The organism is Haloferax sp. Atlit-6N (assembly GCF_003383195.1).
In the GTDB taxonomy this organism is placed as follows: Archaea; Halobacteriota; Halobacteria; order Halobacteriales; family Haloferacaceae; genus Haloferax; species Haloferax gibbonsii.
Genome location: NZ_QEQJ01000002.1, coordinates 158,178 through 171,072 on the forward strand (window position 1 = coordinate 158,178; position 12,895 = coordinate 171,072).

Below are 12,895 nucleotides of genomic sequence, written 5' to 3' on the forward strand. Positions count from 1 at the left end.
CCGACGGCGGGTTCGAGCCGCCCCGTCCCCGCCCCAGTCGCCCCCGCCCCGACGGTCTTTTCTTTCGGCGCGCCGTCCGACTCGGCGATGGGTCTGCGAGACTTCGACCTCGGCGCGGCGGTCGACGACTGGACGGAGTACTACCTCGGAAACGGCCCGAGCCTCGTCGTCTTCCTCGTCCTCAACGCCGCCGCGTTCCTCGTCGGGGTGAGTTTCTACGTCCACTCGGACCCCGCGCTGTCGGACCTGCCGACGTTCCTCTACCCGCTTTTCGGCGACTCGCCGACCGCCCTCGCGCTGATGACGCTGTCGGCCGCGACGCTGCTTCCGAACCTCGGCCGCCGCGTCGCCGACGCGCCGGTCAACCGGCCGCTCGCGTACCTCCACACGCTCGCGTTCGTCTGGCTCGTCAAGTACGGCGTCTGGACGGTCGTCGCGCTCAACCTCCGACCCGACCTCTACGTCGGCTTCTCCGGGGCCGCGCTCTGGGACTACTGGGGCATCATGCTCACCCACGCGGGCTTTCTCGCGCTCGCCCTCGTCGTCCCGCGCTACGGCGCGACCACGAAGGGCGCGCTCGGGTTCGCCCTCACCCTCGCGCTCGTCAACGACGTGTTCGACTACGGCCTCGGCTACTACCCGCCGCTGAAGTACGAGGCGGGGGCGCTCCTCGCGGGCATCACCGTCGCCCTCTCGTTTCTCGCGGTGTTCCTCGCCTCCCGGGCGTTCGACCGCCTCTCAGAGACGCCGGAGACGGCCCCGTGAGCGCCTCGGGACGGCCCCGACAGCTCCCCGTGAGCCACAATCGCTAATCGCATGACGGCGCGGAGTATCACATGAGTCAGGCTTTTCCCCGCCCGCAGTCTATGACCTCGTAATGGACTCCGCGGTACTGCTTGACCTACTCGGGAACGAAAACCGCCGGCGCATCCTGCGGTTGCTCTCGCACAAACCGTGCTACGTCACCGAGATAAGCGAGTACCTCGGCGTCAGCCCCAAGGCCGTCATCGACCACCTCCGAAAGCTGGAGGACGCGGGGCTCATCGAGTCCCGCACCGACGACCAGCGGCGCAAGTACTTCCACATCTCGCGGAACCTCAGGCTGGAGGTGAACGTCTCGCCGTACGGGTTCGGGGCGAAAAGCGCCTATCCGCCGAGTCCGAGCCTCGACATGGCCGGGCGCTGTCCGCACGTGACGCTCGAAGTCGAGAACGCCGGCACCGACGACGTCTCGGAACTGGCGCGCGAACTCGGGAAACTGGAGGAACTCGACAACGAACTCTCCTTGGCCCAGCGGTGGGTGCAGGGCCGCATCACCGACGTGCTCGACCGCCTCAACGACCGCCTCGGCGTCGACGCCGACAGCCGGTTCTACGCGGAGATTCTCGCCGCGCTCGCCAACGGGTCGAACACCGTCCGCGGCATCGCGAAGGACCTCAACGCGGACCCCGCGGTCGTCGACAGCGCGCTGCACCACCTCGCCGACGGCGGTCTGGTCGCCCACAACGGCGACCGCTGGCGAATCGACTGACGCCTACAACTCCTCTGTCAGGCCCGCCCGGAGGTCGCGGCCGAAGTAGTGACCGACCAGCCCCGCGAGCCCGCCGCTCGCCGCGCCGACGCCCGCGATGGCGACGCCGTAGTCCGCGAGCAGTTGGACCGCGAAGGGCGCGAACACGGCGAACAGCGTCGAGAGGACGAACGCGAGGCCCGCGGCGATTGCGCCGGCGAGGACGACTTCCGTGTAGCGTCGCTTCGACCCGACGAGGCCGAGGAGGAAGCCGGCGGCGGCGATGCCGACGAACCGCCCGATGAAGCCGACGATGGGAATCGCGCCGCCGACGAGCAGTCCGCCGATGGAGAGCAGGAGCGCCGCGAGGAATACGCGCGGGGAGAACAGCCCGCCGAGGCGACCGCCGCCGGACGAGGCGGAGCGCTCCGCCCGCATCGAATCGTCGCTCTCGCGGTTCACGCCGGAGAGCAGGTCGTCGACGGACTGCTCAGACTCCCGTTGGTCCGACCGTTGCATGTGTACAGGGTCGCGGGCGAGCCTGATGGCTCTTGTGCCGGTGCGACAGGTGCCCGTCGAAAAGGAGGCGCGACGCGGTCGTTACGAACCCCGACCCAAGATGAGGTACAGGAGGATGCCGAGGAGCGGGGCGAGGAAGACGACGACCGCCCAGAGGAACGCCGGGTGACTGCTGTTTCGCTTCGCGTCACTGTACGTCCACGCCGCCATCCCGATGGTGACGAGGAACACCAGAAGGAACACGCCGGCCGCGCCGCCCGACTGGAGGAGTATCGTGGGGAGCATACGCTGGCCGACGGACGGTCCGGTAAAATGTCTTGTGTCCGTTATGTCGGTGGAGCTAACGTCCCCTCAGCCACGCTCGTGGGTCGGGTATGAATCTGTGATAATCGTGGCCAGCAATCGCACCGAACGGTGAGCGTAGCGAGCCGTTCGGTATTTTTGGTCCAGATTTTTGCTCCGAGCGGGTCGCTATGCGACCCCGAGGAGGAAAAAGGTGGAATGGTGGGTTTGAAGTCTGCCCCCACGGTATCCCGCGATATGAACGCAGGGGACCGCGTCCGCGTCACCCGCGCGGACGTCACGAACGAAGGCGTACTCATGCCGTCTTCCACCGAGGACCACCTCGTCGTCAAGCTCGACGGCGGGTACAACGTCGGCATCGCCCGCGAGGGAGCCGACGTGGACGTGCTCGAAACCGACGTGTACGACATCGAAGACGCACAGTCCGAGGGCGACGGCACCTCAGAGATCGAGTTCGACGACGACCTCCCGACCATCTCGCTCATCTCGACCGGCGGGACCATCGCCTCGACGGTCGACTACCGCACGGGCGCGGTGACCGCGCAGTTCGACGCCGAGGACGTGCTCCGGGCCGTCCCCGACCTCGCGGGCCGGGCGAACTACCGCGGCCGCGTCGTCGCCAACATCCTCTCGGAGAACATGACGACCGACGTGTGGGTCGACCTCGCCGAGGCCGTCGCCGAGGAAATCGAGGCCGGGGCCGACGGCGTCGTCGTCATGCACGGCACCGACACGATGCAGTTCTCCGCGTCGGCGATGTCGTTCATGCTCGACACGCCCGTCCCCATCGTCTTCACGGGCAGTCAGCGCTCGGCCGACCGCCCCTCGTCTGACAACGTGATGAACGCCGTCTGCGCCGTCGAGGCCGCCAAGGCCGACGCCGCCGAGGTCATGGTCTGCATGCACGCCTCGGAGTCCGACGACGTCTGCGCGCTCCACGAGGGGACGCGCGTCCGCAAGAACCACACCTCCCGGCGCGACGCGTTCGAGACCGTCGGCGCGAAGCCGCTCGGCGAGGTCGACTACGAGGCCGAGGAGGTCACGTTCCGCCGCGACTACGCCCCCCGCGGCGAGGCCGACCTCGCGCTCCACGCCGACATCGAGTCCGAGGTGGAACTCGTGAAGTTCACGCCGGGGATGGACCCCGCGGCGCTCGACTACCTCGACGGGAAGGCCGGCGTCGTCATCGAGGGGACGGGCCTCGGCCACGTCCACACCGACCTCATCCCGCGGTTCGAGGAACTCGTGGAAGACGGAACCACCGTCGCCATGACCTCGCAGTGTCTCGACGGCCGCGTCTGCGACCGCGTCTACGACACCGGCCGCGACCTGCTCGACGCCGGCGTCGTCGAGGCGGGCGACACGCTCCCCGGCACGGCGAAGGTGAAGCTCATGTGGTCGCTCGCCAACCTCTCCGACCCGGCCGGCGCGATGGGCCGGAACCTCGAAGGCGAGCTGACCCAGCGCTCCGTCCCGTGGGAGTGAACTGATGGAGATTCGACCCGCCCGACCCGAGGACTACGACGCGGTCGCCGCGTTCACCCGCGACACGTGGGCCGACCGCGGCGGGTCGGACTACATCCCCGACATCTACCACGACTGGATTTCCCCCGGCGAGTCGGACCAGGCGACGCTCCTCGTGGACATGGGCGAAGAGACGCCCTCCGACGACGTGGCCGCCATCGCGCAGGTCGTCATGCTCTCGGAGTACGAGGGCTGGGCGCAGGGGATGCGCGTCGCGCCCGACTACCGCGAGCGGGGGCTCGCGACCCGGCTGTCGCACGCGCTTCTCGACTGGGCGCGCGAGCGGGGGGCGCGCCGCGTCCGCAACATGATTCACTCGTGGAACGTCCCGAGCCTCGCCAACGCCCGCACGGTCGGGTTCGACCCCGGCGTCGAGTTCCGCTGGGCGACGCCCGAACCGGACGCGGCCGCCGAGCCGGAGGCGGCGGTCGGCGACGACGCCGACGCCGCGTGGGCCTACTGGACCGGGTGCGAGGCGCGAACCGCGCTGTCGGGGCTCGCGCTCGACCCCGTCGAGTCGTGGGCGCTCTCCGGGCTGACCCGCGCGCGCCTCCACGACGCCGCGGCCGACGACCGACTGTTCGTCGTCGGCGACGACCGCGCGACAGGCTTCACCTACCGGAACCGAACCTACACCCGCGAACGCGACGACGAGGGCGAGGTGACGTGGGCCGAGTACGCGGTCGCCGCGTGGGACGACGCGCCGGCCTGCGAGTCGCTGTTGGACGCGGTTCGACGCGACGCCGCCTCGGTCGGCGCGGACCGGACGCGCGTCCTGTTCCCCGAGCGAATCGATTGGATTTCCGACGCGTCGCTCGCCCGGAGCGACCTCGCGGAGGAACCGACGTTCGTCATGGAAGCGGACCTCTCCTGACCGGCGCGTCTCGTTCGCTCTCGGCCGAACGCGGCCTACTTCCACACGACGCCGCGGACTTCGAAGCGCGCGCCGCCGAGTTCCGAGTCGGCCACGTCGAGTTGCCAGCCGTGGAGGTCCGCGATTCGCCGGGCCGTCGAGAGGTGAAGCGAGTCGTAATCGACGCCGAGCAACTGGTTCGGGCTCGGGGCCGTCGCCGCGCGCTCCTCGGACGACGGGCGGGGGCCGTCGTCGTCGACGTAGAACCCGTCGGCGGTCGTCCCCACGACGACGCTGGAAGGCGGCCCGGGCAAGGCGTTCCGCTCGAAGCAGTTGGTGAGTAGCGCGACCAACAACAGCCCGAACAGGTGCGTGTCGGCCAGGAGCGACCCGTCGCCGACAACTCGGTAGGTGGCGTCGTTCGCGCCGTCGAGCGACGCGACGGCCCACGCCTGCGCGACGTGCTCGCGGAAGCCCACGGGCGCGAGGTCGAGCGTGCTCGGTTGTTCGGCGACGTCGATGCCCCACTCGACGAGCGACTCGATGCGCGAGAGGCTCTCGAACAGCGCGGCGGCGTCGTCGCCGTCGACCGAGACGAGCCGTTCGGCCGACTCGGTAGCCGACGCGAGGTGGGCTTTCAACTCCGAGGCGAGCCCGCCGACGAGCGCCGCGAGGTGTTCGTTCTTCTCGTTGACCTGCAGTTCCGCGAGCCGCCTGTCGGTGATGTCGAGGTGGATGACGAGCGCGAACTCCCCGTGTCTCGGCGTATCTATCGGGACGACGCGGAGCGAGAACCACCGGTAGACCGCGGGCGAGTGACACGGGTATTCGGCGGTGAAACAGTCGCGGTCGCCGCGGAGCACCGCGCGGATGCCGTCGGCGACGACGCCCGCGATCTCGTCGCTCTCGCGGGCCGCGTCGCACACGTCGAGGTAGTTGACCCCCGTCGAATCGGGGTCGCCGGCGTACCCGTTCTCGTCGGCGAACGTCCGCCACGCCCGGTTCGTGTAGACGATATCCCCGTGCCTGTCGAGAATCGCCACCGTCGCCGGGAACTCCTCGAACCCGCGTTCGATGAGCGATACGTCGTCCATTATAAGTGAGAATACGCCGGGGAACAGTTTGACAGTTTCTACCACATCCGGTCCGAAATGCGAATCCCGTTGCTCGTGGGGGAAACGCGCCGAAAAATCGGTGTTCTGTCGCCGGCGGTCGGGGTGCAGTCGACCGGGGCGTCTGGAATCGGGCTAGTAGAAGTCGCGGTCGGGGTGGTCAGTCCGAGGGAGCGACTCGGGGCTTATGCTCGTTTCCCTCTGTACCCGCCATGGCGAGCACGTCGTCGAAGAAGCCGAGCGAGTCGTGGGGGCCGGGGTGGGCTTCGGGGTGGTACTGGCGCGTGATGACGCTCAGTTCCTCGCTGGCGAGGCCTTCCGCGGTGTCGTCGTTGACGTTGACCTGCGTCACGTCGAGTTGGTCGCCGGGGTCGGCGACGGTGTAGCCGTGGTTCTGGGTCGTCATGACGACCTTTCCGCTCTGGAGGTCGCGGACGGGCTGGTTGACGCCGCGGTGGCCGAAGGCCATCTTCTCGGTGGTGCCGCCGAGCGCGCTGGCGACGATCTGCTGGCCGAGGCAGATGCCCGCCAGCGGGACCTCGCCGGCGAGCTCCTCGACGAGGTCGCGCGTCGCGGTGTAGTTCTCGGGGTCACCGGGGCCGTTGGAGATGAACAGCACGTCGGGTTCGAGCGCGGTCACGTCCTCGGCGTCCGCGTCGTAGGGAAGCACGTGGACCGTCGCGCCGCGGTCGACGAGGGAGTCCACGATGGAGCCCTTCGCGCCGCAGTCGACGAGCGCGACGGTGGTGTCGCCGTCGCCCTCGAACGTCGTCAGCTCGGTCGTGGTGACCTGCGCGCCGATGTCGACGTGCTCGCTCATGCCCTTACACTGCGCGAGTTCTTCCTTCGCGTCCTCGGGGGTCACGTCCTCGCCGACGGCGATTCCGACCTTCATCGCGCCCTCCTCGCGGATAGACGTGACGAGGTCGCGCGTGTCGAGGTGGTCGACCGCCGGGACGCCCTCGTCGGCGAGCCACTCGACGACCTCCTCGGTGAACTCGCGTGCGACGGCCGCCCGAGGGTGGACCCGGTCGGACTCGAATCGCTCGGCTCGGACGCCGTAGTTCCCGATGAGGGGGTACGAGAAGGTGAGCACTTGTTCTTCGTACGAAGGGTCGGTCAGACTCTCTTCGTATCCCGTATATGCGGTTGTGAACACCAGTTCACCGCGTGTGCGCCCCGGAACACGGCCACGCGCTTCGACCACGCGACCGTCTTCCAGCGCCAGATAGGCGTCCGACATTACGAGAAACGAACGGAACACGGGTGCATAAGTGTTACTTTCGAAGTCGAGTTACGAAATTCGTAATCGGTAAGTCGCTGGGGACGGCACGTGAGATATGGACGAGCTTGACCGACGCATCCTCGATATCCTTCGACGGGACGCTCGGACCCCCAACACGGAGATTGCGGCCGAAGTCGGGACCTCCGAGGGGACCGTCAGGAACCGCGTCGAGCGGTTGGTCGAGGAGGGCGTCATCGAGCGCTTTACGATTTCGACCCGCACGGGGAACCTGAAGGCGATGATAGAGGTGACCGTCGCGGTCGACGTCGACACCAACGACGTGTCCGAGCTGATGGCCGACTGGAAGGACGTGGACTTCGTCTGGCAGGTCTCCGGCGAGGAGGACATCGTCCTCGTCGTCGACGCCGCCGACACCCGCGCCGTCAACGACCTCATCACCCGCGCCCGCGAGCACGACGACGTGAAGAGCACGAAGACCCGCCTAATCCTCGACGAGCGCCTCGGCTAATCCCGCGCCGCCGCCGCGTGGTCCGCGGTTCGCATCGAAGCTTAGTTGACCCCCGACTCCGACGGAAGGCACATGAGCAACGCAGCGGCCGACGAGGCTACTGAACTCCACAAGAACGCAGCGCAGGACGTCATCGCCGTCGACTCCGACGACAACGCGGAGGGGACGGTCAACCGACTCGACGCCCACACGGGCGACGGCATCCGCCACCGCGCCTTTACCTGTCTCGTGTTCAACGAGGAGGGCCAGATACTCCTCGCCCAGCGCGCGCCAAACAAGCGCCTGTGGGACACCTCCTGGGACGGCACCGTCGCCTCTCACCCCGTCGAGGGCCAGACCCAAGAGGAAGCCACTGAAGAGCGCCTCGAAGAGGAACTCGGCATCTCGCCCGACCAGTACTCCGACCTCCGCGTCACGGACAAGTTCGAGTATAAGCGCTACTACGAGAACGCCGGACTGGAGTGGGAGGTCTGTGCCGTCCTGAAGGTCACGCTCGAAGACACCTCCCTCGACCCCGACGAAGAGGAAATCGCGGGCATGCTCTGGGCGGATTACGAGCACCTCCACGACAACCCCGAGTGGTACCGCCAACTGCGTCTCTGCCCGTGGTTCGAAATCGCCATGCGCCGTGACTTCGAGTAGGCTCTCGCTCGCGGTCGACGCGCGGCAGTCGGTTCTCTCGCACGCCCGCGAGGGCGCCGCCAGCGACCCGCCCGCGGAGGTCTGCGGCGTCCTCGCCGGCGATGGCGACGCGCGCACCGTCACCGCCGCCCACCCCGTTTCGAACGTCGCCGACGACCCGCGGGTCGCCTACGAACTCGACCCCGAGGAGACGGTTTCGATTCTCGAAGCCATCGAGTCCGCGGGCGACGACGCGGTCGGCTTCTACCACTCACACCCCGAGTCCGACCCGGTCCCGAGCGCGACCGACCGAGAACAGGCGTCGTGGCCGGGGTACGTCTATCTCATCTGCTCGCCCGACGGCCGGACGACCGCCCACGAGTGGACCGGCGACGAGTTCCGCGAACTCACTATCGCGGTCGAGTGACTCGTCGGCCTCCCGAACCCTCGCCGGTACGCCGCGACCACCGGCACGCTTCGGTGAGAATATCCTTTCTCAGTTCACAGACGCAGCCATGGAACCCGACCGCTACGACGACCTCGACGGACAGGTCGCGCTCGTCACCGGCGCAAACCGAGGTATCGGCCGCCAGATCGCCGAGAACCTCCGCGACCGCGGCGCGACGGTGTACGCGGGGTCGCGCAGCGTCACGAACGAGACGCCCGAGGGTACCGAACGCGTCCTCCTCGACGTGACCCAAGAAGGCGACATCGAGGAGGTCGTCGACGGCATCTTCGCCGACCAGAACCGCCTCGATATCCTCGTCAACAACGCCGGCGTCGGCGGCGAGGGCGAGGACATCGTCGCCGAACCGACCGAGCGAATCGACCGCACCCTCGGCGTCAATCTCCGCGGGCCGATGCTCCTGTGCAAGCACGCGGTTCCCCTCCTCCTCCAGTCCGACGGCGGCCGCGTCGTCAACGTCTCCTCCGGGATGGGCGCGCTCGGCGAGGGGCAGTCCGGCGGGTCGCCCGCGTATCGAATCTCGAAGACCGGTCTCAACGGCCTCACCGCCTACCTCGACGGCCAGTACGGCGACGACGGCCTCATCGCCAACTCGGTGTGTCCCGGCTGGGTCCGCACCGACATGGGCGGCGAGGAGGCGAACCGACCGGTCGAGAAAGGCGCGGAGACGCCGACGTGGCTCGCCACGTTCAAGCCTGGCGCGCCCGCGGGGAAGTTCTGGCGCGACAAGGAAGTCATCGACTGGTAAGCGACCGACGCCCCGCCGAAGCGACCCTCACGTGACGCCGCCGCGCTGTTTCTCGAACGCCTCGTACTCGCCACTGTCCAGAATCTCGCGGAAGTGCTCGACCGCCCGGTACACGTCTTCGAAGCCGACGTAGGCCGGCGCGGGAGCCATGCGAACGACGTTCGGCTGGCGGAAGTCCACGACGACGCCCCGTTCCTTGAGCGCGAGGCTGACGCGGTAGGCCTCGGGGTGTTCGACCGCGACGTGGCCGCCGCGGGCCGCGGGGTCACGCGGGGTGCCGACCTCGCACTCCGGCAGTCTGTCGTCCACGAGGGCGATGAGGTAGTCCGTGAGCGCCAGCGACTTCTCGCGGAGGGCGGCCACGCCGCCGGCGTCCTCGACGATGTCGAGCGCGCCGTCGAGGGGGGCCGCGGACAGCACCGGGACCGTCCCGGACTGGAACGCGCCGGCCGACTGCGCCGGCTCGTAGGTCATCGCCATGTCGAACTGCGTCTCCTTGTCGTTGCCCCACCAGCCGGCCAGCGCGGGCGTGACGCCGAAGTGGCGCTCGTTGACGTAGAGGCCGGCGATGGAGCCGGGGCCCGCGTTGAGGTACTTGTAGTGACACCAGACGGCGAAGTCCACGCCGACCTCGGAGAGCCGGTGCGGGACCGCGCCGACCGAGTGCGCGAGGTCGAAGCCGGCCAGCGCGCCGGCCTCGTGAGCGGCTTCGGTGATGGCCTCGACGTCGAACAGCTGGCCGCTCCGGTAGAGGACCGACGGGAGAAACACCATCCCCACGTCGTCGTCGATGGCGTCGAGCACGTCCTCGGTCTCGATGGTCCGCCCGTCGCGGCTCTCGACCACGCGGAGCGCCTCGTCGGGGTCGCGGCCGGCGTGCCGGAGTTGCGCGCGAATCGCGTAGTGGTCCGTCGGGAAGTCGAGGTCGTCGACGACGACGTTCTCGCCGCGGGCGGGGTCGTAGAACGTCCCGACGAGCGCGTGGATATTGACCGTCGTGGAGTTGGCGACGACGACCTCCTCGGGCGTCGCGCCGACGAGCGGGGCGAGTCGCTCGCCCAGTCGCTCGCCGTAGGTGAACCACTCCGGGTCGGCGTCGGTCCACCCGCGGATGGCGAGGTCGCGCCACTCGTCGACGACGCGTTCGAGGGCCGCCTCCGCGTCGACAGACAGCGGGCCGAGCGAGTTGCCGTCCATGTACAGTTCGCCCTCGGGGACGTAAAAGCGGTCTCGGAGGTCCGAAAGCGGGTCCGCCGCGTCCATCTCGCGGGCGGCCTCGACGGTGGGGTCGTCGGTCATACGCGTGTCGAAGCGCCGGCGCGACAAGTAGATTCACGACCCGCACGGCGTGGTGTTTTTCACGGTCGCCCGCGGCCCACCGGTATGGCTCTCTTTGACGGTGACTCCCGACGCGACCCCGAGGACGATTCTAACGGCTCGTCCGCCATCGGTGTCGCCGACCGCGCGGCCGACCTCGACCCGCAGGCTCACGCGGCCGTCGCCGAGGTCGAGCGACTGGGACTCCCCGAGTGGTCCGCGCTCGGCGTCGAGAGCGCCCGCCGGGTCGAAGACGAGGTGTTTTCGGCCGGCGACGCGCCCGAGGTCGCCCGCGTTACGAACTTCGCAATCTCCGGCGAGGGCGGGGACAGGGCCGCCTCGACCCACGAGATTCCGCTCCGCGTCTACCACCCCGAACCCGGCGAGACGCGCCCCGCGGTCGCGTTCTTCCACGGCGGCCTCTGGGCGATGGGCACGCTGGACTCCATCGACGGCGTCTGCCGACGGCTCGCGGTCCGCTCGGGCCGCGTCGTCGTCTCGGTCGACTACCGACTCGCGCCCGAACACCCGTTTCCCGCCGGCCTTGATGACTGTGTGCGGGCGGTCGAGTGGGTCGCAGAACGCGGTGCGCCCATCGGCACAGACTCCGACCGCCTCGCCGTCGCGGGGACGAGCGCCGGCGGCAACCTCGCGGCCGCCGTCTCCCTCCACGCCCGCGAGTTCGACGGCCCGACCATCGAGAGACAGGTCCTCCTGTATCCGATGACCGACTGCTCGGCCGACCACGACTCGCTCCGGGAGAACGCCGACGGCCCGCTTCTCACCCGCCGCGACGTGCTGTGGGCCCACGACACCTACCTCCGGAACCCGGTGGACCGCTACAACCCCTTCGCCGCGCCGCTCCGGGCCGACTCGCACGCCGACCTCCCGCCGGCGCACGTCGTCACCGCCGGCTTCGACCCGCTTCGAGACGAGGGCGCGGCCTACGCGTCGGTACTCGACGCCGCGGGAGTCGACGTCGTCCACGACCACGAGGCCGCCATGCCGCACGGCTTTCTGAGCCTCGCGGCCGACGTCGACGCGGCGGACGCGGCGCTCGACCGGGTCGCTGACGCGCTGGAAAACGAGGGGTGAGTCTGCTTATTCGTCGGCACCCGACTGCTCGGCCTCGCGGGCGAGCCGGTCGTAGGCGGCCCACGAGGGGTCAACGTCGGGGTGCTCGATGCGCTCGCCGTCGACGACGACGCCCTCGCCCGCGACGACGGTGCCGGCGACGCCGACGGGGGTGCCGCGGGCGTCGAGCGCGGCGACCACGTCGTCCGTGACGTCGGGGTCCGTGGCGACGACGAGCGACCCGGCGGTGGTCGAGCGCCACGGGTCGATGCCGAGGAAGTCGCAGGTCTCGCGGACGCCGGGCCGGAACGGGATGCTCGACTCGTCGATTTCGAGTTGGACGCCCGCGCTCTCGGCGATTTCGTTGAGCGCGCCGTGGACGCCGCACTCGGTGGCGTCGTGCATGGCGTGGACGCCGCGGCCGCCGGCGGCCGAGACGGTCATCGCGTCGCGGACCGCGTCGGTCTCGTCGAGTCGCGCCTGCGCGGCGGCGAGCACGTCGCCGTCGAGGTCGGCGAAGGCGTCCGGAAAGAGCGTCGTCAGGAGGCCGGTCGCCTCGACGCCGGGGCCCTTCGTCACGAGCACGTCGTCGCCGGGTCTCGCGCCGTCCGGGCGGACCACGTCGTCGTGGTCGCCGACCGCGAGGGCGGTCGCGCCGCCGACCCACGGGTACGAACAGCCGGCGTAGCGGGCGGTGTGGCCGGTGACGATGCTGACGCCGAGGTCGTCGGCCTCGTCGTGCATCGCGCCCCAGAGTTCGGCGAACTGCTCGTCTGTCATCTCGGGCGGGAGGGTAAAGGAGACGGCGAGGTGCGAGGGGTCCAGCCCCGAGACGGCGATGTCCGAGAGGACGATGTCGATGGCGAACCGGCCCGCGCGCTCGAAGCCGAGCGCGGGGAGCACGGAGACGGGGTCGGTCGCGATGGCGACGGCGGTGCCGTCGATGTCGAGGAGGCCGAAGTCGACGCCGTGGGTCGGGCCGAGCGCCACGTCGTCGCGGGCCGCGCCCAACCGCGGGTAGATGTACTCGTCGAAGAACTCGCGGTCGACCTTTCCGAGGTCGGTCATACGCGACCTGCGGGGGCCGCGAGTAA

Annotated in this window: 15 protein-coding genes; 9 read left to right on the forward strand and 6 right to left on the reverse strand. The window is 69.4% G+C overall.

All coding sequences use genetic code 11. The features are described 5' to 3' along the window. Window positions 1-87 precede the first annotated feature (87 nt). Both DEQ92_RS09975 and DEQ92_RS09980 read left to right on the forward strand, forming a co-directional pair. Window positions 88-765, forward strand: a complete 678-nt coding sequence (locus tag DEQ92_RS09975) for a DUF1405 domain-containing protein (RefSeq protein WP_004975016.1) — start codon at window positions 88-90, stop codon at window positions 763-765. 112 nt (window positions 766-877) lie between these two features. Further along, window positions 878-1,531 (forward strand): metalloregulator ArsR/SmtB family transcription factor, encoded by a 654-nt coding sequence (locus tag DEQ92_RS09980; protein WP_004975018.1) that lies wholly within the window; start codon window positions 878-880, stop codon window positions 1,529-1,531. Window positions 1,532-1,534: 3 nt separating this feature from the next. On the opposite strand, the gene DEQ92_RS09985 is transcribed toward DEQ92_RS09980, so the two are convergent. Together DEQ92_RS09985 and DEQ92_RS09990 are read right to left on the reverse strand one after the other, a co-directional pair. Then, window positions 1,535-2,029, reverse strand: coding sequence for a hypothetical protein (locus tag DEQ92_RS09985; RefSeq protein ID WP_004975019.1), 495 nt, complete (start codon window positions 2,027-2,029; stop codon window positions 1,535-1,537). Between the two features lie 81 nt (window positions 2,030-2,110). Next, a complete protein-coding gene (locus tag DEQ92_RS09990; RefSeq protein WP_004975021.1) occupies window positions 2,111-2,314 on the reverse strand; it encodes a PLDc N-terminal domain-containing protein in 204 nt (67 codons plus the stop codon). Window positions 2,315-2,569: 255 nt separating this feature from the next. Between DEQ92_RS09990 and gatD the strand changes: the two genes are divergently transcribed. Together gatD and DEQ92_RS10000 are read left to right on the forward strand one after the other, a co-directional pair. Continuing rightward, window positions 2,570-3,817, forward strand: coding sequence for a Glu-tRNA(Gln) amidotransferase subunit GatD (gene gatD, locus DEQ92_RS09995; RefSeq protein WP_050459661.1), 1,248 nt, complete (start codon window positions 2,570-2,572; stop codon window positions 3,815-3,817). 4 nt (window positions 3,818-3,821) lie between these two features. Further along, window positions 3,822-4,730: a GNAT family N-acetyltransferase gene (locus tag DEQ92_RS10000; protein WP_115820718.1), complete on the forward strand. Its 909-nt coding sequence runs from the start codon at window positions 3,822-3,824 to the stop codon at window positions 4,728-4,730. 35 nt (window positions 4,731-4,765) lie between these two features. On the opposite strand, the gene DEQ92_RS10005 is transcribed toward DEQ92_RS10000, so the two are convergent. Together DEQ92_RS10005 and carA are read right to left on the reverse strand one after the other, a co-directional pair. After that, window positions 4,766-5,803, reverse strand: a complete 1,038-nt coding sequence (locus DEQ92_RS10005) for a PAS domain-containing protein (RefSeq protein WP_050459659.1) — start codon at window positions 5,801-5,803, stop codon at window positions 4,766-4,768. 178 nt (window positions 5,804-5,981) lie between these two features. Beyond that, window positions 5,982-7,064, reverse strand: coding sequence for a glutamine-hydrolyzing carbamoyl-phosphate synthase small subunit (carA, locus tag DEQ92_RS10010; RefSeq protein ID WP_115820719.1), 1,083 nt, complete (start codon window positions 7,062-7,064; stop codon window positions 5,982-5,984). A 97-nt stretch (window positions 7,065-7,161) separates the two neighbouring features. Between carA and DEQ92_RS10015 the strand changes: the two genes are divergently transcribed. The 4 genes from DEQ92_RS10015 (at window position 7,162) to DEQ92_RS10030 (ending at window position 9,410) form a co-directional block, all read left to right on the forward strand. After that, window positions 7,162-7,575, forward strand: a complete 414-nt coding sequence (locus DEQ92_RS10015; RefSeq protein ID WP_004042482.1) for an Lrp/AsnC family transcriptional regulator — start codon at window positions 7,162-7,164, stop codon at window positions 7,573-7,575. 72 nt (window positions 7,576-7,647) lie between these two features. After that, complete coding sequence (locus DEQ92_RS10020; protein ID WP_004975027.1) at window positions 7,648-8,217, forward strand: NUDIX domain-containing protein; 570 nt, start codon at window positions 7,648-7,650, stop codon at window positions 8,215-8,217. Continuing rightward, complete coding sequence (locus DEQ92_RS10025) at window positions 8,204-8,623, forward strand: desampylase (protein ID WP_115820720.1); 420 nt, start codon at window positions 8,204-8,206, stop codon at window positions 8,621-8,623. Before DEQ92_RS10020 ends, DEQ92_RS10025 begins: the two co-directional genes overlap by 14 nt. Before the next feature lie 88 nt (window positions 8,624-8,711). Further along, complete coding sequence (locus DEQ92_RS10030; protein WP_115820721.1) at window positions 8,712-9,410, forward strand: SDR family NAD(P)-dependent oxidoreductase; 699 nt, start codon at window positions 8,712-8,714, stop codon at window positions 9,408-9,410. Window positions 9,411-9,437: 27 nt separating this feature from the next. On the opposite strand, the gene kynU is transcribed toward DEQ92_RS10030, so the two are convergent. Then, window positions 9,438-10,709 (reverse strand): kynureninase, encoded by a 1,272-nt coding sequence (gene kynU / locus DEQ92_RS10035; RefSeq protein ID WP_115820722.1) that lies wholly within the window; start codon window positions 10,707-10,709, stop codon window positions 9,438-9,440. 84 nt (window positions 10,710-10,793) lie between these two features. Here kynU and DEQ92_RS10040 point away from each other — a divergent pair, with 84 nt between their 5' ends. Further along, entirely contained in the window at window positions 10,794-11,822 is a 1,029-nt protein-coding gene (locus DEQ92_RS10040; RefSeq protein WP_115820723.1) for an alpha/beta hydrolase, read from the forward strand. A 6-nt stretch (window positions 11,823-11,828) separates the two neighbouring features. Here the strand turns inward: DEQ92_RS10040 and DEQ92_RS10045 are convergent, their stop codons facing one another. Next, the gene (locus DEQ92_RS10045; RefSeq protein WP_115820724.1) at window positions 11,829-12,869 is read right to left on the reverse strand and encodes an AIR synthase family protein; all 1,041 of its coding nucleotides are present in this window, start codon (window positions 12,867-12,869) and stop codon (window positions 11,829-11,831) included. Window positions 12,870-12,895: the final 26 nt, after the last annotated feature.